Annotated in this window: 22 protein-coding genes and 1 pseudogene; 10 read left to right on the top strand and 13 right to left on the bottom strand. The window is 72.2% G+C overall.

Annotation, left to right across the window (positions count from 1 at the left end; all coding sequences use genetic code 11):
- The first annotated feature begins 1 nt into the window (after position 1).
- The 3 genes from atpD (at position 2) to MPTA5024_RS21580 (ending at position 2,339) form a co-directional block, all read left to right on the top strand.
- Positions 2-1,429, top strand: a complete 1,428-nt coding sequence (atpD, locus tag MPTA5024_RS21590) for a F0F1 ATP synthase subunit beta (RefSeq protein WP_036327403.1) — start codon at positions 2-4, stop codon at positions 1,427-1,429.
- Positions 1,430-1,517: 88 nt separating this feature from the next.
- Complete coding sequence (locus MPTA5024_RS21585) at positions 1,518-1,919, top strand: F0F1 ATP synthase subunit epsilon (protein ID WP_036327401.1); 402 nt, start codon at positions 1,518-1,520, stop codon at positions 1,917-1,919.
- Between the two features lie 21 nt (positions 1,920-1,940).
- Positions 1,941-2,339, top strand: coding sequence for a DUF2550 domain-containing protein (locus MPTA5024_RS21580; protein ID WP_036327399.1), 399 nt, complete (start codon positions 1,941-1,943; stop codon positions 2,337-2,339).
- 169 nt (positions 2,340-2,508) lie between these two features.
- Here MPTA5024_RS21580 and MPTA5024_RS21575 read toward each other — a convergent pair whose 3' ends face one another.
- The 9 genes from MPTA5024_RS21575 to MPTA5024_RS21535 all read right to left on the bottom strand — a co-directional run bounded on the left by MPTA5024_RS21575 (position 2,509) and on the right by MPTA5024_RS21535 (position 10,350).
- Positions 2,509-3,099: a cob(I)yrinic acid a,c-diamide adenosyltransferase gene (locus MPTA5024_RS21575; RefSeq protein ID WP_036327398.1), complete on the bottom strand. Its 591-nt coding sequence runs from the start codon at positions 3,097-3,099 to the stop codon at positions 2,509-2,511.
- Between the two features lie 74 nt (positions 3,100-3,173).
- Positions 3,174-3,776: a TetR/AcrR family transcriptional regulator gene (locus MPTA5024_RS21570; RefSeq protein ID WP_232326587.1), complete on the bottom strand. Its 603-nt coding sequence runs from the start codon at positions 3,774-3,776 to the stop codon at positions 3,174-3,176.
- 231 nt (positions 3,777-4,007) lie between these two features.
- Positions 4,008-4,625, bottom strand: coding sequence for a response regulator (locus tag MPTA5024_RS21565; protein ID WP_036328979.1), 618 nt, complete (start codon positions 4,623-4,625; stop codon positions 4,008-4,010).
- 32 nt (positions 4,626-4,657) lie between these two features.
- Positions 4,658-5,875 carry a sensor histidine kinase gene (locus tag MPTA5024_RS21560; RefSeq protein WP_051458490.1) on the bottom strand — a complete coding sequence of 406 codons (1,218 nt, stop codon included), beginning with the start codon at positions 5,873-5,875 and terminating at the stop codon, positions 4,658-4,660.
- On the bottom strand, positions 5,872-6,717 hold the full coding sequence (locus tag MPTA5024_RS21555; protein ID WP_036327393.1) for an ABC transporter permease: 846 nt from the start codon (positions 6,715-6,717) through the stop codon (positions 5,872-5,874). Before MPTA5024_RS21555 ends, MPTA5024_RS21560 begins: the two co-directional genes overlap by 4 nt.
- A gap of 18 nt (positions 6,718-6,735) precedes the next feature.
- The gene (locus MPTA5024_RS21550) at positions 6,736-7,566 is read right to left on the bottom strand and encodes an ABC transporter ATP-binding protein (protein ID WP_036327390.1); all 831 of its coding nucleotides are present in this window, start codon (positions 7,564-7,566) and stop codon (positions 6,736-6,738) included.
- 89 nt (positions 7,567-7,655) lie between these two features.
- A complete protein-coding gene (nucS, locus tag MPTA5024_RS21545; RefSeq protein ID WP_036327388.1) occupies positions 7,656-8,330 on the bottom strand; it encodes an endonuclease NucS in 675 nt (224 codons plus the stop codon).
- A gap of 139 nt (positions 8,331-8,469) precedes the next feature.
- On the bottom strand, positions 8,470-9,243 hold the full coding sequence (locus MPTA5024_RS21540; protein WP_036327384.1) for a GNAT family N-acetyltransferase: 774 nt from the start codon (positions 9,241-9,243) through the stop codon (positions 8,470-8,472).
- A 63-nt stretch (positions 9,244-9,306) separates the two neighbouring features.
- Entirely contained in the window at positions 9,307-10,350 is a 1,044-nt protein-coding gene (locus MPTA5024_RS21535) for an RNA polymerase sigma factor (RefSeq protein WP_232326586.1), read from the bottom strand.
- Between the two features lie 387 nt (positions 10,351-10,737).
- Here MPTA5024_RS21535 and MPTA5024_RS21530 point away from each other — a divergent pair, with 387 nt between their 5' ends.
- The 5 genes from MPTA5024_RS21530 to MPTA5024_RS21510 all read left to right on the top strand — a co-directional run bounded on the left by MPTA5024_RS21530 (position 10,738) and on the right by MPTA5024_RS21510 (position 15,554).
- The gene (locus tag MPTA5024_RS21530; protein WP_036327379.1) at positions 10,738-12,249 is read left to right on the top strand and encodes a 3-hydroxyacyl-CoA dehydrogenase family protein; all 1,512 of its coding nucleotides are present in this window, start codon (positions 10,738-10,740) and stop codon (positions 12,247-12,249) included.
- Positions 12,250-12,318: 69 nt separating this feature from the next.
- Complete coding sequence (locus MPTA5024_RS21525; protein WP_036327378.1) at positions 12,319-12,636, top strand: hypothetical protein; 318 nt, start codon at positions 12,319-12,321, stop codon at positions 12,634-12,636.
- A gap of 27 nt (positions 12,637-12,663) precedes the next feature.
- Positions 12,664-13,368 (top strand): alpha/beta hydrolase, encoded by a 705-nt coding sequence (locus MPTA5024_RS21520; protein WP_036327376.1) that lies wholly within the window; start codon positions 12,664-12,666, stop codon positions 13,366-13,368.
- 76 nt (positions 13,369-13,444) lie between these two features.
- The gene (locus MPTA5024_RS21515) at positions 13,445-14,215 is read left to right on the top strand and encodes an alpha/beta fold hydrolase (RefSeq protein WP_036327374.1); all 771 of its coding nucleotides are present in this window, start codon (positions 13,445-13,447) and stop codon (positions 14,213-14,215) included.
- A gap of 148 nt (positions 14,216-14,363) precedes the next feature.
- The gene (locus MPTA5024_RS21510; protein ID WP_084369898.1) at positions 14,364-15,554 is read left to right on the top strand and encodes a cellulose binding domain-containing protein; all 1,191 of its coding nucleotides are present in this window, start codon (positions 14,364-14,366) and stop codon (positions 15,552-15,554) included.
- 99 nt (positions 15,555-15,653) lie between these two features.
- Here the strand turns inward: MPTA5024_RS21510 and MPTA5024_RS21505 are convergent, their stop codons facing one another.
- Entirely contained in the window at positions 15,654-16,952 is a 1,299-nt protein-coding gene (locus MPTA5024_RS21505) for a DivIVA domain-containing protein (protein WP_036327372.1), read from the bottom strand.
- Between the two features lie 185 nt (positions 16,953-17,137).
- Positions 17,138-17,560 (bottom strand): methylmalonyl-CoA epimerase, encoded by a 423-nt coding sequence (mce, locus tag MPTA5024_RS21500; protein WP_036327369.1) that lies wholly within the window; start codon positions 17,558-17,560, stop codon positions 17,138-17,140.
- 105 nt (positions 17,561-17,665) lie between these two features.
- Between mce and MPTA5024_RS21495 the strand changes: the two genes are divergently transcribed.
- Complete coding sequence (locus MPTA5024_RS21495) at positions 17,666-18,859, top strand: acetyl-CoA C-acetyltransferase (RefSeq protein WP_036327366.1); 1,194 nt, start codon at positions 17,666-17,668, stop codon at positions 18,857-18,859.
- 19 nt (positions 18,860-18,878) lie between these two features.
- The gene (gene meaB / locus MPTA5024_RS21490) at positions 18,879-19,877 is read left to right on the top strand and encodes a methylmalonyl Co-A mutase-associated GTPase MeaB (protein ID WP_051458650.1); all 999 of its coding nucleotides are present in this window, start codon (positions 18,879-18,881) and stop codon (positions 19,875-19,877) included.
- 51 nt (positions 19,878-19,928) lie between these two features.
- On the opposite strand, the gene MPTA5024_RS21485 is transcribed toward meaB, so the two are convergent.
- Both MPTA5024_RS21485 and MPTA5024_RS42435 read right to left on the bottom strand, forming a co-directional pair.
- On the bottom strand, positions 19,929-20,618 hold the full coding sequence (locus MPTA5024_RS21485; protein WP_051458487.1) for a DUF4230 domain-containing protein: 690 nt from the start codon (positions 20,616-20,618) through the stop codon (positions 19,929-19,931).
- 31 nt (positions 20,619-20,649) lie between these two features.
- Positions 20,650-21,308 (bottom strand): annotated as a pseudogene (locus MPTA5024_RS42435) (hypothetical protein); the annotation flags it as partial.

The raw sequence follows: 21,308 nt of genomic DNA, 5'->3' as shown, positions 1-21,308 counted from the left end.
AATGACCGCACAGACTGTTGAGACCAACGTGGGCCGGGTGGCCCGCGTCACCGGTCCGGTCGTCGACGTGGAGTTCCCCGTCGAGGCCATGCCGGACATCTACAACGCGCTCACCGTCGACGTCACGCTCGGCGGGGAGACCAAGACCCTGACCCTCGAGGTCGCCCAGCACCTCGGCGACAACATCGTCCGGGCCATCTCCATGCAGCCCACCGACGGCCTCGTCCGCGGCGCGGCCGTCGCCGACAGCGGCGCCGCGATCTCGGTGCCGGTCGGCGACGCGGTCAAGGGCCACGTGTGGAACGCCCTGGGCGAGCCGCTCGACGCGCCGAAGGCGTCCATCGAGGTCAACGAGCGCTGGCCGATCCACCGGCCGGCCCCGGCCTTCGACCAGCTCGAGGCCCGCACCGAGATGCTGCCCACCGGCATCAAGGTCATCGACCTGCTCACGCCGTACGTGAAGGGCGGCAAGATCGGCCTGTTCGGCGGCGCGGGCGTCGGCAAGACCGTTCTGATCCAGGAGATGATCCGCCGCGTCGCGCTGAAGTTCTCGGGCACCTCGGTGTTCGCGGGCGTCGGCGAGCGCACCCGTGAGGGCAACGACCTGTGGCTGGAGATGGAGGAGGCGGACGTCCTCAAGGACACCGCGCTCGTCTTCGGCCAGATGGACGAGCCCCCGGGCACCCGTCTGCGGGTGGCGCTGTCGGCTCTGACGATGGCGGAGTACTTCCGCGACGTGCAGAAGCAGGACGTGCTGCTGTTCATCGACAACATCTTCCGCTTCACCCAGGCGGGCTCGGAGGTGTCCACGCTGCTCGGCCGCATGCCGTCCGCGGTGGGTTACCAGCCGACCCTCGCCGACGAGATGGGCGTGCTCCAGGAGCGCATCACCTCGACCCGCGGGCACTCGATCACCTCCATGCAGGCGATCTACGTCCCCGCGGACGACATCACCGACCCGGCCCCGCACAACGCGTTCGCGCATCTCGACGCGCAGACCGTTCTGTCCCGGCCGATCTCGGAGAAGGGCATCTACCCCGCGGTGGACCCGCTCGACTCCTCCTCGCGGATCCTCGACCCGCAGATCATCGGTGACGAGCACTACGCGGTCGCCCAGGAGACCAAGCGGATCCTGCAGAAGTACAAGGAACTGCAGGACATCATCGCCATCCTGGGCATCGACGAGCTCTCCGAAGAGGACAAGGTCACCGTCCAGCGGGCGCGCCGCATCGAGCGGTTCCTGTCGCACCCGATGTACGCGGCCGAGGCCTTCACGGGCCAGCCGGGCGAGTTCGTCCCGCTCGACGAGACGATCGCGTCCTTCAAGGGTCTGTGCGCCGGCGAGTACGACCACCTGCCCGAGCAGGCGTTCTTCATGGTCGGCGGCATCGAGCAGGCCATCGCGAAGGCCAAGGAACTCGAGCGCTGAGGCCCGTCTCGACGTCCCGTACGGCCCCGCGCATCTGACGCGGGCCGTACGGGCGTCCCGGGCGTCTCCTTGGAAGGGGAGCTGAGAAGTGGCAAAGCTTCGCGTGGGCGTGGTGTCGCCGGAGCGCGAGATCTGGACCGGCGAGGCCGACATGGTCATTGCCAAGACCGTGGACGGCGAGATCGGTATTATGCCGGGACACGCTCCTGTTCTCGGTGTCCTCGTCGAGGGCGGGGTGCTGCGCGTCAAGCGCGGTGCCGAGGCCGACCTCGTGGCCGCGGTCCACGGCGGGTTCATCTCCGTCGCCGACAACGATGTGTCGATCCTCGCGGAGGCGGCCGAACTCGGGTCCGAGGTCGACGTCGCCGCGGCGAAGGACGCGCTGCAGCGTGCTCAGGCCTCGATCGAGGCCGATCAGGAGGACGCGGACGCGCGGCTGGAAGCCAAGCGTGCGGCGGCCCGGCTGCGTGCGGCCGGCGAAGAGGTCTGACTCTCGACAAGGAGGGCGGCGATGGCGGCGCTTGACATACTCGCGGGCGTCGTCGCCCTGGCCGCGTTCCTCGTGGTGCGCGGAGTCGCCCTGGCCCGGAGCCGGGGCACGGTCGTCTGTCGCGTACGAGACGGCCATGGAGGCTGGAAGAGCGGGGTCGCCCGCTACGTAGGGGGAGAGCTCCACTGGATCCCCTTTCTGGGACTGCGACTGAGGCCGCGCCACGCGATCGCGAGGCGCGGCCTCACCGTTTCCAGCCGCAGAATGCTGGGGACCGACGAGGGGCCCGCCGGCTACTGGACCGTCGTCTGCTCCGCCGAGCGCGGCCCGCTGTCCCTCGCCATGAGCGAGGACGCCCTCACCGGCTTCCTCGCCTGGCTCGAATCCGCCCCGCCCAGCGCCCACCTCGACGCCGCCTAGAACCCCGCGGTAAGTGTCACGCGAGGGGCGCGGCCGTGTCTGGACTGAGGAGTGAGGAAGCGAGGGACGAGCTTCTGAGCGACGAGGGCTGTGCTCATGGCGCGCCTCCGGCACGACCTCACGGCCTCAAGGGCGCCCCGAGCCCGCCGCGCGGGAGGCGAGGCAAGTGTCACCGCGTGGCGCCGGGTTTCCAGAGGATCTCCTGGCCGGCTGACGCGATCCTGCACAGGATGAACATGAGGTCGGACAGGCGGTTGAGGTAGGTCGCCGCCACCGGGTTGACGTCGTCGTGGGCCTCCAGCGCCGCCCAGGCCGACCGCTCCGCCCGCCGTACGACGGTGCGGGCGAGATGGAGGAACGCCGTCGCCTGGGTGCCGCCGGGGAGGATGAAGCTGCGCAGCGGCGTGAGGGAGGCGTTGAAGAGGTCGCACTGCTCCTCAAGCCAGGCGACGTACGTCTCCTCGATCCGCAGGGGCGGGTACTCGGGGTTCTCCACGACCGGGGTGCACAGGTCCGCGCCGACGTCGAAGAGCTCGTTCTGCACGCGGGCCAGGACGGCCGTCACGTCCTCGGGCAGGCCGCCGGCGGCGAGGGCGACCCCGATGGCGGCGTTGGCCTCCTCGACGTCGGCGTACGCCGCCAGGCGGGGGTCGGTCTTGCGCGTGCGGCTCAGGTCGCCGAGGGCGGTCGTGCCGTCGTCGCCGGTCTTCGTGTAGATCTTCGACAGCACGACCGGCTTGTCGTTGTCAGCTCGGGTCATGCGCTCAGCGTAGCCACCGGCCCGGCGCCGTCCGCGCCGTCACCGCTCACGGCGGAGTGCGCGAACGGTCCGGTTCATGTGGCGAAGGTGCGGCGGAAGATGTGCACGGACGCGTCGATCAGCTCGTCGATCGGCGGCGCCGGGTCGGAGAGCACCCACTCGATGAGCAACTCGGTGATGGCCCCGATGAGCCCGAGCGCCAGCAGGTGCAGGTCGATGGGGAGCGTGTTGGGAAGCTCCTGCACCGAGCTCTCGACGATCTTCGTGAACGCGCTCACCGCGTTCTGCCGGGCGCCGCTGAGCACGTCTCCCGCCCGCCGTACCTCCAGGTGCATGATCCGTGCCCGCCGTACGTCCTTGGTGACGAAGCGGACGTACTCCCCGATGCCGGCCACGATCCGGTCGTCGAGGGTGGGCGGGGCGCTGTCGATGGCTTCGTTCACCGCGTCGAGCGTCTCGTCCACGCAGCGCTCGTACACGGCTCGCATGAGGTCCTCGCGACTGGAGAAGCACTCGTAGAAGGCGCGGTTGGAGATGCGGGCCGTGGAGCAGAGCCGCTCGATCGTGGTGGCGTGGAAGCCGGGATGGGCGAAGAGGGTGTAGGCCGCCGACACCAACCTTTCTCGTCGGTCGGCCAGCCTTTCCGCGGCCGACATCCCCCGGTAATCCCGTCCCACCACTTTTCACCTCACGTTGTCATGGCCCCCCCAGAACTCACCATTATGAACGCAAGATCCTTTATGTGGAAGTGCCGTGAAATCAGCAGCTCCCGGTCATGCCAAAGACGCTGGTCAGCTTGACAGCCCCGTCAAGTAAGTTTCAAATTGGGCGCAGTTACTCCACCTGGTCTGTGCAATTGCATTTGCATGTGATTCGGCAAGAGCAGGTGGAAAGCCCCCCGGCGAGGGTCACAGCAGACCCCGGTCGAGGGCCGTGGTGACGGCCGCCGTCCGGTCGGAGACGCCCAGCTTGCCGAAGATCCGCAGCAGGTGGGTCTTCACCGTGGTCTCGCTGATGAACAGCTCCCTGCCGATCTCGGCGTTGGTCAGCCCCCGCGCGACCAGGGCGAGCACCTCGGTCTCGCGCCGGGACAGCGACCCGCCGGGAGGCGTCCGCAGCCGCGTCACGAGCCGGGTCGCGACCGAGGGGGACAGCACGGTCTCGCCGCGCACCGCCGCCGCCACCGCCGCGAGCAGGTCGGCGCGGGAGGTGTCCTTGAGCAGGTAGCCGGCGGCGCCCGCCTCCACGGCGCGGATGATGTCCTGGTCGTTCTCGTACGTCGTCAGCACGATCACCCGGGCGTCTGGGTGGCCGGCCAGGATGCGTGTGGTCGCGCTCACGCCGTCGCCGCCCGGCATGCGCAGGTCCATCAGCACGACGTCGGGCCGCAGCGCCGCGGCGCGGGCCACGGCCTCGTCGCCCGAGCCGGCCTCCCCGGCGACCGCGACTCCGTCGGCCGACTCCAGCATGCCACGCAGCCCCTCCCGTACGACGGGATGGTCGTCCACGATCAGCACCCGGATCACGGCGGCGCCTTCCATTTTGTTCCTCGCTGTGCTCATGGGGCGGCCGGCAGGGTCACGGTCAGCGTGGTGCCGTCGCCCGGGGCGCTGTCCACGCGGAGCGAGCCGCCCTCCTGCTCCACCCGGGTGCGCATGGCCCGCAGGCCGTACCCGTGGGCCGCCCCGGCGTCGAATCCGCCCCCGTCGTCGCGCACCCCCATTTGCACGTCCGCCTCGCCGTACGCGAGCGAGACCGTCACGGACGACGCGCCGGCGTGCCTGCGGACGTTCGCGAGCCCCTCCTGGGCGGCCCGGACCAGCACGACCTCGACGTTCGGGGGGAGCGGCCGGGACCGCCCCGACGTGGTGAACGCCGCCTCCACGCCGAGTTCCTCGGCGAGCCGCGCGGTGACCCGGCGCAGCGCCTCCTCAAGCGTCGAGCCGTCCAGCGGGGGCGGGCTGAGCGCGGCGATCAGGGCCCGGGCCTCGGCCAGGTTCTCCCGGGCCGTCTGGACGGCGAGGCCGAGGTGCCGCGTGGGGTCGGGCTGCGCCTGCGCGGCCTGGATCAGCATGATGATGCTGGTCAGGCCCTGGGCCAGGGTGTCGTGGATCTCTCCGGCCAGCCGTTCCCGCTCGGCCAGCGCGCCCCGCTCGACGTGCAGCCGGGCCGCCTCCGCCCGGCTGGCCTCGAGCTCGGCGATGAGCTGGGCGCGTTCGGCGCTCTGGGCGATGATCCGCGAGATCCACGGCCCGAAGACCAGCGTGAACGTCAGGACGACCGCGGCCGACGCGCCGAACAGCAGGACGTGGCCCGGGCCGGCCCCGGGCGCGGTCAGGATCTGGATCGCCGGCGCGACGTTGAGCACGATCACGGCCGCGGCGGCCGACCGGGTGCCGAGCGTCATGAACGCCTGCGGACACAGGGCGAACAGCGCGAACGACGCGGACGGGCTCAGCACGGTCGCCGGCACGAACGTGACGAGGACGACGGCCCAGTAGGCGAGGGCGCGCCGCCCGCCGTCCTCGTCCTCGATGATCGCGGGCCGCCCCAGCAGCACGTACGCGACCACGTCGACGACGAGCAGCGCGACGCTCACGCCACGGGTGGCCGGCGAGGGGCCGTCGCCGACGACCACGAAGAGCACGGCCACCGCCAAGGAGAGGCCGAACAGCACCTCCCAGCCCCGGAGGGCCTCCCACGCGTGCGGTCCCGGCGTCGCCGGGCCGGCGGCGTCCTGGGACCGGCACTCGCCGGCGGTCGTGACCCCGGTCATCCGTCCCGCCGCCCCTTCCACCGGAACGTGGTCAGGCACAGGACCAGGCCGCCGACCAGCCACGCCGCCAGGACCAGGGCGACCCGGTCCAGCTCGTACGACTTGGCCAGCTCCAGGGAGGCCCCCGCGTCCCCCAGGAACACGGACCGGAAGCCCTGGCACATCCACTTGAGGGGGAACAGGGACGCCACGTTGATCAGCCAGGGCGGCATCTGGGTGAACGGGATGAACACCCCCGAGATGAACTGCAGCACCACGAACGGCATGCTGATCACGGCGGCCGCGCTCTTGGCCGAACGGGGCAGGCTGCTCGCGGCGACGCCGAGCAGGGCCGAGGCCGACACGCCGAGCACGAACACCCAGGCGAAGGTGAGCCAGCCGGAGACCTCGCCGGGAAGCTTCAGGTCGTACAGCACCACCCCGATGGCGAGCAGGATCGCGACCTCGAGGAACGCGATCACCAGGACGTTGACGACCTTGCCGATGAAGTAGGCCGCGCGGGGCATGGGCGTGCCGGCGAGCCGCTTGAGCGTGCCGTCGTCGCGGTCGCCGGCGATGCCGATCCCGAGGCTCTGGAACCCCGCTCCCATCACGCCGGCGCCGATGAGCCCGGCCGTGTAGAGCTGGGAGAACGTGATGCCGGTGCCCGTGAGGCCGCCGGAGAAGATCGAGCCGAACAGCACGAGGAGGATGATCGGGAAGGAGAACGTGAAGACGACGGCGTCCTTCTCCCGGAAGAACATCTTCGTCTCGACGGCGCCGCGGGCCAGGCCGAGCGCGAGCGTCGACGGCATGCGGGCGGGGGCGGCCGCCGGGGCGACGGCCTGGGCGATGTCGGTCATGGGGGTGTGCTCCGCTGGTCAGGAGGGGTGCTCGATGAGCCGGAGGTAGACGTCCTCCAGCGTGGGACGGGTGACCGACAGGCCGGGGACCTCGCCGCCGTACCGCCGGCCGAGGTCGGCCACGGTCGCGGTCGGGGTGTCGGTCTCGACCACGCCCTCCGACCACGCGACGCGGGCCTTGGCCGTGGCCCGGCCGCCGAGCGTGGCGGGGTCGCCGAGGGCGACGACCTGGCCGCGCGCGACGACCGCGACCCGGTCGGCCAGCGTTTCGGCCTCCTCCAGGTAGTGGGTGGTGAGCACGATCGTGGTGCCGTCGTGGGCCAGGTCCTCGATGAGGTCCCAGAACTGCCGCCGGGCCTCCGGGTCGAACCCGGTGGTGGGCTCGTCGAGGAACAGCAGTTCGGGCCGTCCGATCAGGCCGAGCGCGACGTCGACACGCCGCCGCTGGCCGCCGGACAGCTGGCGGACCCGCTTGCCCGCGCTCTCCGTGAGGCCGACCTGGGCGATCACCTCGTCCGCGTCGCGCGGCGAGGGGTAGTAGCGCGCGAAGTGCCGCACGGTCTCGCGGACGGTCAGCTCGGCCGCGTCGTTGGCGGTCTGCAGGACGATCCCGATGCGCGAACGCCACTCCCGGGTGGGCCGGGCGGGATCGGCGCCGAGCACCGAGACCTCCCCGGAGTCGCGCGAGCGGTAGCCCTCCAGGATCTCGACCGTGGTGGACTTGCCCGCGCCGTTGGGCCCGAGGATGGCGAACACCTCTCCCTGCTCGATGTCCAGGTCGAGACCGGCGACCGCCTGGACGTCGCCGTACCGCTTCGTCAGCCCTCGGACGTGTATGGCCTGTTTCATGCCTCAAGGGTCCACGGGAACCGGCCTCCGTGGCACCCCCGACCGGATGAACGCCGTGTCCTCCGAACGATGGACACGCGATCGGGGACCTAGAAGAGCGTGGGGTTCTCCGGCTCGATGCCGCGCAGGGCGTCGTAGTCGAGCGTGACGCACTCGATGCCGCGGTCGGCGGCGAGCACCCGGGCCTGCGGCTTGATCTCCTGAGCAGCGAAGATGCCCTTGACGGGGGAGAGCCGGGGGTCGCGGTTGAGCAGCTCCAGGTAGCGCGTCAGCTGCTCGACGCCGTCGATGTCGCCGCGCCGCTTGATCTCCACGGCCACCGTCCCGCCGAGGTGGTCGCGGCACAGGATGTCCACCGGCCCGATCGCGGTCATGTACTCCCGGCGCACCAGGCTCCAGCCGTCGCCCAGCGTGGTGATGTGCTCGGCCAGGAGCTCCTGGAGGTGGGCCTCCACGCCGTCTTTGATGAGGCCGGGGTCGACGCCCAGCTCGTGGCTGGAGTCGTGGAGGACCTCGTCGATCGTCAGCACCAGCTTCTCGCCGGTCTTGCCGTGGACGACCGACCAGGTGATCGCGCCGTCGATCGTCTCCTCGCGGACCTTGCACGGCGGGTTCATCCAGTTCAGCGGCTTGAACGCCCGGTCGTCGGCATGAATCGACACCGAGCCGTCCGCCTTCATGAGGATGAGCCGGGGCGCCATCGGGAGATGGGCCGTCAGCCTCCCCACGTAATCCACGCTGCACCGCGCGATGACCAGCCGCATGGCGTAAGGCTAGCCGTTCCCAGCAGCGAGAGAGGCGGCCATGGCGTAGGACCCCCACGGGCCATGCGCGCCACCGCCGTCGTCCGCGCGCGCGACGACGGCGGTGGCCAGGGTCAGGACGAGCTTCCGGCCTTCCCGGTCAGTGCTCCTCCGCCGGATCGAACTGGAACAGGCGGTAGTGGGAGACGGTCCTGAACCCGATCTGCTCGTAGACCGGCCGGCCCTCCGAGCTCGCCTGAAGCGTGGCGACGTCCAGACCGGCTGACCGTGCGATCCGCAGCGACTCCAGCGTGAGGGCCGTCGCCACGCCACGACGCCGGTGGTTCTCATCGGTGGCGATGCAGTAGAGCGCCGCGACGTCCCCGCTCAGCGACACGACCGCCGTACCGACCGTCTTCCCGTCGAGGATGCCGGCGAGATGGACGAGCTCGGGATCCCGCGACAGGTACTCCATGTGGCGCTCGGCCATCGTGTCGGCGGCGTCCCGCGGGAAGCCGAGCGGCTCGGCGTACGCGTTCACCAGGTCCCGCATGCCCGGCAGGTCGGTGATGTGCCGGATCGTCAGGCCTTCGGGAATCGGCGCTTCCGCCACCTCGGTCAGGTCCGCCGCCATGACGGGCATATGGCTGATCTGTTCGGCGCCGTGGGCGATGAGGTGGTCGGCCACCTTCTCGTCGCTGTCGCCTCCGACCCACCACGCCCACGACGACCCGGCCAACCGCTGCTTCGCCTCGGTGACCGCCTCGTCAAGCGGGTGGTTCCGCACATGCATGACTCCGTTGAAGAGCACGTGCGGGATGTCCGAACGGTAGATCGACGGGTCTGCGTCGGGATCGTCGCCGGCCCAACCGGTCCAGAACCGCCGGTTCGCGGCCAGCTGGGGCTCTAGGTCATCGATGGAGTGTCGTGTCATGCCGACGTGACGCGGGCCGGAGGCGCGAAAGTTCGATCCCATGTCCGTCCACCTCACGTGATCTCAGTCACACACACGCGCCGGGCGCGGAGCATGGAAGAGACGCACCGACTGGATCCGGCCCTCCGACTCTCTCAGCAGCCAGGTCGCCGCGGGAGGACAGTGGTCCGGGTCCTCCGGGGGGTTGACGAACTGGTTCTCCCAGACGGTGATGCCAGGACCCGCCACAACGTTCGTCACGCGGTATCGGACGCCGTCTGTGTAGTCGGAGACGAAGGCCTCGAACAGCGAGGAGAGACCGATCCGCCGGTCGCCCTTCGGCCAGGTGATCTCGGCGTGGGGCGACCACCGCCCGCCGAAGAACGCCTGCGGCGTGGCGGACGGGACCGACGACAGCAGCGCGATCGCCTCCTCACGGCGTTCGGCCGTCAGCGCTCCGACGTCGCGGTGCCGCCCGGCGACCGTTACGGGGAGTGCCTCGGCGAGCCGCCTCCGAGCCTCGCTGAGCCGGCTCCGCACCGTTCCCACCGGGACGCCGCACGCACGCGCGATCTCCTGATAGGAGTTCATCCGCGTGAAGTACCGCAGGATCGCGGCATCACGCAGGGCCGGGGTCAGCCCCATCACGCCGTCCCAGATCCAGTCGCGGGTCGCATGACGCTCGATGATCTCAGCGGGGTCGTCGGCACAGGCCATCAGGGCTGAGTCGTCAGGAAGACCTGCGGGAACCGGCAGCCTGGTCCGAAGCCGCACGATGCAGGTGTTGCGGACGATCGCCTTGAGCCAGGGTCCGGCCGCGGCGGGGTCACGCAGGTCCGTCAACCGGGCCATGGCGATGATGGCGGCGTCCTGGCAGACGTCCTCGGCATCGGCGCCGTTTCCCAGAATGCGGTAGGCGACGGCGTACATCCCGGCGTAATGAATCCTGAGCAGGAGCCCGAGGCTTTGCAGATCACCTTGCTGTGCCGCACGGGTCAGATCGATCTGGGCACGTGCAGCGGCTTCCGACCGCTTTCGTCCCGACGACATGGCGTGAAATCTAGCAGCGCTCACGGCATGGTTTGCCCTGGGCGGAAGACGATCGTACCGAGCCGGGCCTGACCCCAATCCTGGTCGAATTCGATGAGCCCATATGGGGCGGACTTTCTGGAAAGCCCGTGCCGGCGGTTGGGGCCACGGGGACGGACTCCGGCTCGGCCAGGGCAGCCTGGTGCTCCTTGATCGCCCTGATGAGGGCGTTCGGGCCGTCGTCTCCCCGGCAGGTACGTCCAGGAGATTCCGCCCCCAGGATTTCCTGTATCGGATTTTCGCCTGGTCGGCCGTGCAGGGGAAGAGGCCTGCGACGAATCGTCGGCGAGTTTCCGTGTGGGCGAACTCGAGTAAGACATCTCGAATGCGCGGGCGGAAAATCACGCCGGCGAACTGGTCGTTTTCAAGGGCGCCAACCCCACCGGGGGTGGGGCGGCCCGGCGGCACTCTGGGAGACTGGCTGGCATGACGCGGACGTTTGAGACGGTCGGAGTCGTCGGACTCGGCACGATGGGCGCCGGCATCGCCGAGGTGTTCGCCCGCGCCGGGCTCCGGGTGATCGGGGTCGAGGCCGACGAGGCGGCCCTGTCCCGCGGGCGGGGGCACCTGGAGGGCTCGACGGGCAGGGCCGTGGCCCGGGGCCGGATGACCGCCGATGAGCAGGCGGCCCTCCTCGGCCGGATCGCGTTCACGACCAGCCGGGACGACCTGGCCGGCGCCGACCTCGTGGTCGAGGCGATCCCCGAGGTGATGGAGTTCAAGCGGGGCCTGTTCGCCGACCTCGACCGCATCTGCAAGCCATCGGCCGTCCTCGCCACCAACACCTCCTCGCTGTCGGTCACCGCCATCGCCGCCACCACGTCACGGCCGGCGCAGGTGATCGGCATGCACTTCTTCAACCCCGCCCCGGTCATGCGGCTGGTCGAGGTGGTCCGCACGGTGGTGACCGAGGACGGGCTGCCGGACGAGATCGCCGGCCTGGCCCGCCGGCTCGGCAAGACGCCCGTCACCGTCGGCGACCGGGCCGGGTTCGTGGTCAACCGGCTGCTGCTGAGCTACCTCAACCACGCCTGCGGGCTGCTGGAGACGGGGCTCGCGAGCCGCGACGACATCGACGCCGCCATGCGCCTCGGCGTCGGCCTGCCGATGGGCCCGTTCGCGCTGCTCGACCTGATCGGCCTGGACACCTCCTACGAGGTGTGCGAGGTGCTGTTCCGGGAGAGCCGCGAGCGCCGCCACGCGCCCGCCCCGATCCTGCGCGAGCTGGTCACCGCGGGCCTGCTGGGCCGCAAGACCGGCCGCGGCTTCTACTCCCACGAGCGGGACGCTCCGGAGACGGCCGGCGAGCCCGGAGGCAGGCCCGGGATCTCCCTGGTCGGCCTGGTGGGCGGCGGCCCGGACGCCGCGGCCGTCCTGGAGGCCCTGGAGGCGGCCGGCTTCAAGGCCGCGGTGGCCGAGCCTGGAGACCTCACCCCGGTCGCCGAGGCGGACGTCGTGGTCGCCCTGTCGGACACCCCCGTCGTCGAGCTCGCCGTACGGCTGCCGCGCCCCGAGCGGCTCGTCGGCCTGCACCTCGTGGGGGAGCGGGTGGCCGAGGTGGCCGCCACCGTCGTCACCTCGCGGGAGGCGGCCGAGACCGTACGCGACCTGGTGCGGGCGATCGGACGGACCCCGGTGCGGTGCGGAGACCGGGCCGGGTTCGTGGTGAACGCCCTGCTCTACCCGTACCTGAACGACGCGGTCCGGATGCTGGAGGCCGGGTACGCGTCGGCCGCCGACATCGACGCCGCGATGCGGCTCGGGTGCGGCTACCCCGCCGGGCCGTTCGAGATGCTGGACGCCATCGGGCTCGAGCGGGTCAGGGACGGGCTGCGGGCGCTGTACGCCGAGTATCGCGAGCCCTCCTTCGCGCCCGCGCCGCTCCTCGACCAGCTCGTCACCGCGGGCGTGCCGGGCATCCGGGCGCACGCGGGCTGACCGGTCCTGGAAGAATGTGCGCCGGTCGCCCGTTCTGCCTGACATGAGCCCCCCGGAAGGACCGCTGTCGTGAGCCCTCGCCGCGCCCGGCGCCTCGACCCGTTCGAGCGCCCGGACGGCCGCGGAGCCGCGCGGCCGGTCACGTCCGTGCCCGGCGTGGACCGCGTGGAGAGCGCGCCCGACGGCGACTGGGTGGTGCGCAACGTCGCGGGCGCCGCGCTGGGCAAGAGCTACCGCTGCCCGGGCTGCGAACAGGAGATCCGGCAGGGCCTGCCGCACGTGGTGAGCTGGCCCGCGTGGCCGGGCGGCGAGGAGGAGCGGCGCCACTGGCACACGGCCTGCTGGCGGAACCGGGCCAACCGCGGCCCCGGGCGCAGCCGCTACTGACACATGACGACGAGGGGTTCTGTGGGAATGGACATCAGGGCGTCAACGGTGCTGGCGGCCCGGCGCGAGGACATCGAGCTGCACACCTCCGACGGGCTGACGCTGGTCGGCGAGCTGGCGCTGCCCGAGAGCAGGCCGCCCGTCGCCACCCTGGTCTGCCTCCACCCGCTCCCCACGCACGGCGGCATGATGGACAGCCACGTGCTGCGCAAGGCGTCGTACCGGCTGCCGGCCCTGGCCGACCTCGCCGTGCTCCGCTTCAACACGCGCGGCACGACCTCCGAGCGCGGCACCTCGCAGGGGGCCTTCGACGAGGGCGAGGGGGAGCGGTGGGACGTCGCCGCGGCCCTGGAGTACGCCGACTTCCACGACCTGCCCCGCCCCTGGCTCGTCGGCTGGTCCTTCGGCACCGAGCTGGCGCTGCGGTGGGGACGCGACCCGCTCGTGGAGGGCGCGATCCTGCTGTCGCCCCCGCTGCGCCGGGCGACCGACGCCGACCTCGACGCCTGGGCCGCGTTCGGACGGCCGCTGGTGGCCCTGGTGCCGGAGTTCGACGACTACCTGCGCCCCGAGGAGGCCGTACGGCGGTTCTCGCGGGTGCCGCAGGCCGAGATCGTGGGCGTCGAGGGGGCCAAGCACCTGTGGGTGGGCGAGCCGTACGTGCGGATCGTCCTCGATGAGATCGTCAAGCGGGTCAACCCGGCGGCCGCTCCGCTGCCCACCGCCGTCTGACTCGCCGGGTGTCCGGTGAGATCCCGGTTCGGTGACGAACCGAGGGGGGCGGCCGGGTGCGCGTTACCGTGACCTGATGCGGCTCTACTCGCGATCGGCCGGAAGCGGCCTGCCCGTCGTTCTGCTCCACGCGTTCCCCCTTTCGTCGGCCATGTGGCTCGCGCAGCGGGAGGCCCTGGCCCCCGTCTGCCGCGTGATCACGCCCGACCTGCGCGGCTTCGGCGGGTCGCGGCTGGGGGACGACGAGCCGTCGATCGACGCGATGGCCGACGACGTGGCGCAGTTGCTCGACGAGGAGGGCGTCGAGCGCGCGGTCGTGGGCGGACAGTCGCTGGGCGGGTACGTGACGATGGCGCTGTGCCGCCGCCACCCCGACCGGGTGGGCGCGGTGATCCTCGCCGACACCAAGGCCGCGGCCGACACCGAGACCGCCATAGCCAACCGGGAGCGGATCGCCGAGGCCGTGCTGCGGGACGGCACCGGGATCCTCGTGGACGAGAACATGCCGGCCATGCTGGGCGCCACCACCAGGGAACGCAGGGGGATGGTCGTCGGCCGCGTGCGCGCCCTGATCCAGGCGGCGCCACCCGCCGCCGTCGCCTGGGCGCAGCGGGCGATGGCCGCCCGCCCCGACTCGTTCGGCACCCTCCGGTCCCTCGGCGTCCCGGCCCTGGTCGTCGTCGGCGACGAGGACGGGCTGACCCCGCAGGCGGACGCTCAGGCCATGGTGGAGGCCATCCCCCAGGCGACGCTCGCCGTGATCGAGAAGGCAGGCCACCTGTCGGCCATCGAGCAGCCGGAGGCGTTCAACCGGGCCGTGGCCGAGTTCGTGAAGACCCTCGCGTGACCCTGAACGTTTCACCCGCTGACCTGGGAAGAGGCGGCCGCCGGGCGATCTCGCGTTGACGCGGCCGGGGCGGCGGATCACCATCGCGGCGAGAGGCGCCGGGGCGGCCCGGGGCCGGTTCCGAGCGCCCAGCCGAGGTGAGCCGTACATGAGACCGCGCACGCCGATGACCGTGACGGGGATCGTCAGCGCCGCCCTCCTGGCGGGCGCCGCCCCCGCCCTTGGAGCCGTGAAAGCCGTCGACGCCGTGGCGCCGCACGCGCCGGCCGCGGTCCACGCGGGGAAAGCGGCGGGGAGCGCGGCGGCAGACGTGTCGCCGCCGTCCCGGCCGTCCGGGCTGCGGGCCTGCCCGCCTCCGGTGCCGTCGGGCGGCACGACGGGCTACGTGGGCCTGTGCTGGACCGCGTCGTCCGACGACGTGGGCGTCGCGGGCTACGACGTCTACCAGCTGGGCTCCGACGGCTTCCAGAAGGTGGCGAGCGTCACCTCGGCCACCGCCATCCTGAGCGGCCTGCGGCCCGCCCGCGACTACACGTACTACGTCGTCGCGCGGGACGCGGCGGGCAACGTCAGCCCGCCGTCCTCGCTCATCACCACGGTCGCGGTGGCGGGCCCGTACGTCAGCCCCACGCCCATCCCTGGCGACACCACCCCGCCGTCGGCGCCCACCGGGCTGCGCGACTACTGCGTGGCCGACCTTGAGGGCGTGAGCTTCTGCTGGAACGCCTCCACCGACGACGTCGGGGTGACCCGGTACGACGTGTACCGGCAGACCGACACCGCGTGGACGAGGGTGGGCACGCGCACGTCCACCTGGTTCTACGAGCAGGGACTCGTCGTCGGCCGGTCGTACACCTACGTGGTGGTGGCCGAGGACGCGGCCGGCAACGTCAGCGCGCCGTCGGCGCCGCTCGTGGCGGTGGCCCACCAGGGGTTCCCGACCGCCAGCCCCACACCGACTCCGACCCCCACCCCCACGCCCACTCCGACGCCGTCCCCGACGCCCTCGCCGTCCCCGGCGACGTGCGCGGTGTCGTACGGCGTCTGGTCCTGGAACGGCGGGTTCAGTGCGAGCGTGACGATCGGCAACACCGGCACGGCCCCGATCGACGGGTGGACCCTGCGCTTCGCGTTCTCCGACGCGGGGCAGCGGCTGGTGAACGGCTGGTCGGCCGCCTGGTCGCAGTCGGGATCCGCCGTCACGGCCACCGACCTGCGCTGGAACGCCGTGATCAAGCCCGGCGCGTCGGTCCTGATCGGCTTCAACGGAGCCTTCACCGGGGCCAATCCCAGCCCGGCCGCGTTCACGCTCAACGGCCGTCCCTGCACGAAGGCCTGAGGCACCCACGAGGCCCCGACGCGCACGCGAAGCGGGGCCCGGCGAACCGCCGGGCCCCGCTCGATAGCCGTCGTGAGACTCCCCGATGTGCGCCAGTGGCTACTCCTGCCACCACTCCGCGTCGTCGTCGCTCTTGACCGGGGCGGGCTCGACCGGAGCGGCGGACACGACGGGCTTCTCCGCGACCGGCGGCGCGGCCGACAGGGCCGGCTTCTGCGGGGCGGCGGTGACCGGAGCGGGCTCCGGCTCCATCCCCGGCAGGGCGGCGCCGCCGAGCAGCTGACGCAGCTGGGCGAGGTGGCTGGTGATGCTGTCGCGCTGGCGGGTGAGCTCGTCCACCTGGCGCTGCATGGCGGTGCGGGTGCGCTCGGCCTCGCTCTTGGCGTCGCTCACGATGGAGTCGGCGCTCGACTTGGCCTCGGCGACCAGCTGGTCGGCGTTCTTGCGCGCGTTCGCGAGCAGCTGCTTGGCGTGGGTGTCGGCCTCGCGGCGGGTCTGCTCCGCCTGCTGGGTGGCCTTGGCGGCCCGCTGCTCCGCGGTGGCGGCCCGCTGCTCCGCCTCGGCGACCAGCTTCTGCGTGTTGGCCTGGGCGGTGGCGTGCCGCTCGGCCTCCTGGCGCTCGGCCTCCTCGCGGCGGGCGGCGAGCTGGATCTCGAACTCGGCCTCGTCCTGGGCCCGCTTGGCCTCGGACTCCTCCAGGATCCGCTGCGCCTGCGCGCGCATCTCGTCCGCCTGACGCTTGGCGGTGGTGAGCACCTCGTCGCGCTCGCGCTTGGTGGAGGCCCGCAGCTGGGCGACCTCGCGCTCGGTCGTGGTGCGCAGCTTGGCGATCTCCCGCTCGGCGTCCGCCCGCTTCTCGGCGACCTCGTGGTCGGCGGTGGCGCGGATCTTGGCGACCTCGCGCTCGGTGGTGGCGGTCAGCTCGTCGGCCTCGCGACGCGCGGTCGACCGGATCTCCTCGGCGTCCCGCTCGGCGCTGCTGCGCAGCTCCTCGACCTCCCGTGCCGCGAGGGCCCGCTTCTCGGCCGCCTCGTTCTCCGCGGCGGCGCGCAGGTCGGCCGCGTCGACCTTGGCCGCCGCGCGGATCTCGTTCGCCTCCGACCTGGCCGCCTGTACCAGCTCGGTGGCCTGCTCCTCCGCCAGACGCAGCAGCTGCTCGATGCGGGCGCCGAGACCCGAGTACGTCGGCCGCTCCTGCTCCTGCAGCTGGCGCTGGGAGTCCGACAGGTCCCGCTGGAGCGCGGTGACCTGCTCCTTGGCCTGACGCAGTTCGGTGTCGAGCGTCTTCAGGTGGTCGTGGACCTGGTGCCGGTCATAGCCCCGGAGCACCACGTCGAATTCGCGAGAAGGGGCGTCCTCGAAGAAGTTGTTTAGCTGGGCGTCGATGTCGGACTGCATGAGGCTCGATCCTGGTTGTCGAGACGGCTACAGGGGGCCGGACGGGGGGTCAGACTTCCGAGGCGGGGAGCCGAAACGGCGCCCACGTCCGGTGGTACGCCAGCGTACTCCGGTACTGCCGCGTTGGAGGCCCCCTCCGACTTTCTGCGCGACTTGTTACGTATGAACCTTTCTTGCGTTCGGGATCAGCGCCTGGGGGTCTCCACGAGCTCCGTGAGAACCCCTCCCACGTCCTTCGGATGCAGGAACGCGATCGACGCGCCCATGGATCCGTGCCGGGGCCGCTCGTCGATCAGGCGCACGCCCTTGGCCCCGATCTCCTCCAGGGCCTTGGTGACGTCCGTCACGCCGTACCCGACATGATGCACGCCCTCGCCCCTCTTGGCGAGGAACCTGCCCACCGCGGTGTCGGGGTGGAGGGGTTCCAGGAGCTGGACGTACGACGCCCCCTGGGCGCCGTCGGCGACGTGCAGCATGGCCTCGCGGACGCCCTGCTCCTCGTTCACCTCGCGGCTCACGACGGTCAGGCCGAACACCGACTCGTAGAACTCGATCTTCTCTTCCAGGCTGTGGCAGGCGATTCCGACATGGTCGATCCGGAGAAGCACTGTCGTCTCCCTTCCCCTTGCGCTGACGTACGGCCGGGCGGGGGGCGCCGGGCTACTCATGGGTATGGTGGCACCGTCGCCCTGATCTCGTGATGGAGGCCCCCAATGTCTGGTTCCGTCATCGTCGCCGGAGCGCGCACGCCCATCGGACGGCTGCTGGGGTCGCTCGCCGACCTGGCGGCCGTCGACCTCGGCGGCATCGCCATCGAGGCGGCCCTGTCCCGCGCCGGCGTGTCGCCCCACCAGGTCCAGTACGTGATCATGGGGCAGGTCCTCCAGGCGGGGGCGGGCCAGATCCCCTCGCGCCAGGCGGCCGTCAAGGCGGGCATCCCGATGACGGTCCCCTCGCTCACGATCAACAAGGTCTGCCTGTCGGGACTCGACGCCATCGCGCTCGCCGACCAGCTCATCCGGGCCGGGGAGTTCGACATCGTCGTCGCGGGCGGCATGGAGTCGATGACGAACGCCCCCCACCTGCTGCCCGGCCTGCGCAAGGGTGTGAAGTACGGCAACGCGGGCGTCCTCGACTCGATGGCCCTCGACGGCCTCACCGACGCGTTCGACCAGATCGCGATGGGGGAGTCCACCGAGCGGCACAACGCCCGCCTCGGCCTCACCCGCGAGGAGCAGGACGCGTTCTCCGCCCGGTCCCACCAGCTCGCCACCCAGGCGACCAAGAACGGGCTGTTCGACGACGAGATCGTCCCCGTGCCGCTGCCCCAGCGGAAGGGGGACCCGATCCCGTTCACGGCCGACGAGGGCATCCGCCCCGACACCACGGCCGAGGCGCTCGCCAGGTTGCGCCCGGCGTTCACGAAGGACGGCACGATCACGGCCGGGTCCGCCTCGCAGATCTCGGACGGCGCGGTGGCCGTGGTCGTCATGTCCCGGGCCAAGGCCGAAGAGCTGGGCCTGGAGTGGCTCGCCGAGATCGGCGCGCACGGCAACGTCGCCGGTCCGGACAACTCCCTGCAGTCGCAGCCCGCCAACGCCATCAAGCAGGCGCTCGGCAAGCAGGGCCTCACCGTCGACGACCTCGACCTGCTGGAGATCAACGAGGCGTTCGCCCAGGTCGTGCTGCAGTCGGCCAAGGAGCTCGGCGTCGGGCTCGACAAGGTCAACGTCAACGGCGGCGGTATCGCCCTCGGCCACCCGATCGGCGCGTCCGGCGCCCGGATCGTGCTGACGCTCGCGCACGAGCTGCGCCGCCGCGGCGGCGGGCTGGGCGCGGCGGGCCTGTGCGGCGGCGGCGGGCAGGGCGACGCCCTGATCATCCGGGTCCCGTCCCGCGCGTCGTGAGCCGGCGGGGGTGGCGCGCGTGAGCGAGCAGACCGCGGCGGCCCGGGCCCGGACCGCGCCGGACCTGGGGGAGCTCGTCGAGCAGGCGCGGCAGGGCCGTCCGAGGGCCGTGGCCCGGCTGATCTCGCTCGTCGAGAACGCCGCCGGCTCGGCGGTCCCGTCCGCGCCGCTGCGCGCGGTCATGGCGGCGCTCGCCACCGGCGCCCGCCGGCCGTACGCGGCCCGGGTCATCGGGCTGACCGGCTCGCCCGGCGTGGGCAAGTCGACGGCCACCGGCATGCTGATCCGGGCGTTCCGCCGCAGGGGCGCCCGGGTGGGCGTGCTCGCCGTGGACCCGTCGAGCCCGTTCACCGGGGGCGCCCTGCTGGGCGACCGGGTCCGCATGCAGGAGCACGCGACCGACCCCGGCGTCTACATCCGCAGCATGTCCAGCCGGGGGCACCTGGGCGGGCTGGCCTGGGCCACCCCGCAGGCCCTCCGGGTGCTCGACGCGGCCGGGTGCGACGTCGTCCTCGTCGAGACCGTCGGGGTCGGGCAGGCCGAGGTGGACGTGGCCCGGCTCGCCGACACCACCGTCGTCCTGGTCGCGCCCGGGATGGGCGACGAGGTCCAGGCGGCCAAGGCGGGGATCCTGGAGGTCGCCGACGTCTTCGTGGTCAACAAGGCCGACCGCGACGGCGCGCAGTCGGCCGTGCGGGAGCTGCGGTCGATGGCGGGCCTCGTGGACGCTCCCTGGCGGCCCCCGATCGTCCCGACGGTCGCGGCGCGGGGCGAGGGCGCCGACGACCTCATGGCCGCGCTCGACAAGCACCAGGCGTACCTGGAGGAGTCGGGCGAGGCGGAGCGCCGCCGCCTGGCCCGCGCGCGCGACGAGATCGAGGCCGTCGCCCTCGCCGCGCTGCGCTCCCGGTTCGCGAACCTGCACGGCGACCGGCTCGACGAGCTCGCCGCCCGCCTGGTCGCGGGGCAGACCGACCCCTACGCCGCCGCCGACGACCTCATCGCCGCCCTGGCCTGACCCCCGGCCCGTACGGCTCTCGCGTCCCGGCGGCCGACGGGCCGGGACACGTCAGGGCTCGTCCTCGTACGTGACGATCACCGTGGTGAAGCCGAGGGCCTTCAGCATGCCCTCCAGCATGGTCTTGGTGTTCTGGTCGGCCCGGTTGCGCAGGTCGCTCGCGGCGGCCGCCTCCCCGATCTTCCGCTCGGCCAGCAGGTAGAGCTCCTGCTGGTTCTGCGGCGACGACGACAGCAGGTCGGAGATGCGGTCGAAGATCCCGCGCTGCTGCGCGAACACGTACGACCGCTTGTTGTCGAGGTTGGGCTTCTCCAGCTGGGCGTGCGGGATCCGCACGGTGACCGTCTTGCGGTCGGCGGAGACCGTGATGGCGTCCTTGGGCAGCGAGGAGAAGTCGACGTAGGCGTCCACGTTGCCCGCGCCCACGAACAGGGTCCTGGAGCCCTTGATGGCGTCGGGCAGGAATTTGGCGTCCTTCTCGAGGTCGACCACGACCTGGAAGTTGCCGGTCGCGGCCTCGAAGCGGCTCAGGTTCTGCATCGACTGCAGCAGCACGGGGCCGCTCCGGTCGATCGTCTGCTCGCCCAGCGGGTTGAGCCACGACAGGGTCAGCCGCGCGCCCACCAGCAGGAGGAGGGCGACGAGCAGCAGCCCGGCGAGCCAGCGCCACGCGCGCCGGCCGGGTCGCGGGGAGCCCTCCGCGGGGGCTGACGCGGGGAGGGCACTCGTCTGACGGTCCACGGAAACGAATCTTCCCGTGAATGTCGCGATCTCACCTTTCCATCCCGTCCATGGGGAGAAGTTCCGGCGGCACGAGGCCGGGCTCGGCCGGCGGCGGCGACGCGGACCGGGTGGGGGCCTGCCGGGAGACGCCGGATCCGGCGCCGGTTCCGGCCTTGGCGGCGCCGGCCCCGCCCTTGCCGGCGCCAGTTGTGGCCTTGGCCGCCGTGCCGGTTCCCGCCTTGCCGCCGGTGCCGCTGCCGGCGCCGCTGACGGCCCCGGCCTTGGCGGCGGTGGGCGTCCTGACGCCGGACGCGGCGCCGGTCCTGGCGTTGGACGCGGCGGGCGTCGAACCCGCCGCCGAGCCGGTCGAGCCGCTCGAGCCGGTCGAGTCGGCGGAGCCGGGGGACGACCGGTCACCGCGCCGGTGCCAGTCCCAGTGTCGGTGGCGGTACCGGGGGTCCCGGTGGAAGCGGGGACGGTGCGGGAACCGGTGCCCCCACGGGCGCATGCTCGCGTACGGACTGCCCGATTGGGCGGGGAGGCCGGACGAGGGCGCGGAGGACGGATCGTCCGAGGACCCCTGGGTGGGCTCGGGCGACTGCCCGCCGGGCGTGGTCGGCTGCCCGGGCGAACCGGGGGGCCCCGACGTTCCGGGCGTACCCGGCGTGCCGGGCGCGCCGGTCGGGAGCCCGGGCACGCTGGGCGACC

It is taken from the genome of Microbispora sp. ATCC PTA-5024 (assembly GCF_000511135.2).
Lineage (GTDB): Bacteria > Actinomycetota > Actinomycetes > Streptosporangiales > Streptosporangiaceae > Microbispora > Microbispora corallina.
Note: the sequence above shows the minus strand (reverse complement) of the source record. Positions and strands in the feature narration are given on the sequence as shown.

What these genes read in the sequence shown, in the direction of transcription:
- atpD (WP_036327403.1), top strand. Translation starts at nt 2, where the DNA reads ATGACCGCACAGACTGTTGAGACCAACGTGGGCCGGGTGGCCCGCGTC.
- MPTA5024_RS21580 (WP_036327399.1), top strand. Translation starts at nt 1,941, where the DNA reads ATGGCGGCGCTTGACATACTCGCGGGCGTCGTCGCCCTGGCCGCGTTC.
- MPTA5024_RS21575 (WP_036327398.1), bottom strand. Translation starts at nt 3,099, where the DNA reads ATGACCCGAGCTGACAACGACAAGCCGGTCGTGCTGTCGAAGATCTAC.
- MPTA5024_RS21560 (WP_051458490.1), bottom strand. Translation starts at nt 5,875, where the DNA reads ATGACCGGGGTCACGACCGCCGGCGAGTGCCGGTCCCAGGACGCCGCC.
- MPTA5024_RS21555 (WP_036327393.1), bottom strand. Translation starts at nt 6,717, where the DNA reads ATGACCGACATCGCCCAGGCCGTCGCCCCGGCGGCCGCCCCCGCCCGC.
- MPTA5024_RS21550 (WP_036327390.1), bottom strand. Translation starts at nt 7,566, where the DNA reads ATGAAACAGGCCATACACGTCCGAGGGCTGACGAAGCGGTACGGCGAC.
- nucS (WP_036327388.1), bottom strand. Translation starts at nt 8,330, where the DNA reads ATGCGGCTGGTCATCGCGCGGTGCAGCGTGGATTACGTGGGGAGGCTG.
- MPTA5024_RS21540 (WP_036327384.1), bottom strand. Translation starts at nt 9,243, where the DNA reads ATGACACGACACTCCATCGATGACCTAGAGCCCCAGCTGGCCGCGAAC.
- MPTA5024_RS21530 (WP_036327379.1), top strand. Translation starts at nt 10,738, where the DNA reads ATGACGCGGACGTTTGAGACGGTCGGAGTCGTCGGACTCGGCACGATG.
- MPTA5024_RS21520 (WP_036327376.1), top strand. Translation starts at nt 12,664, where the DNA reads ATGGACATCAGGGCGTCAACGGTGCTGGCGGCCCGGCGCGAGGACATC.
- MPTA5024_RS21515 (WP_036327374.1), top strand. Translation starts at nt 13,445, where the DNA reads ATGCGGCTCTACTCGCGATCGGCCGGAAGCGGCCTGCCCGTCGTTCTG.
- MPTA5024_RS21510 (WP_084369898.1), top strand. Translation starts at nt 14,364, where the DNA reads ATGAGACCGCGCACGCCGATGACCGTGACGGGGATCGTCAGCGCCGCC.
- MPTA5024_RS21505 (WP_036327372.1), bottom strand. Translation starts at nt 16,952, where the DNA reads ATGCAGTCCGACATCGACGCCCAGCTAAACAACTTCTTCGAGGACGCC.
- MPTA5024_RS21495 (WP_036327366.1), top strand. Translation starts at nt 17,666, where the DNA reads ATGTCTGGTTCCGTCATCGTCGCCGGAGCGCGCACGCCCATCGGACGG.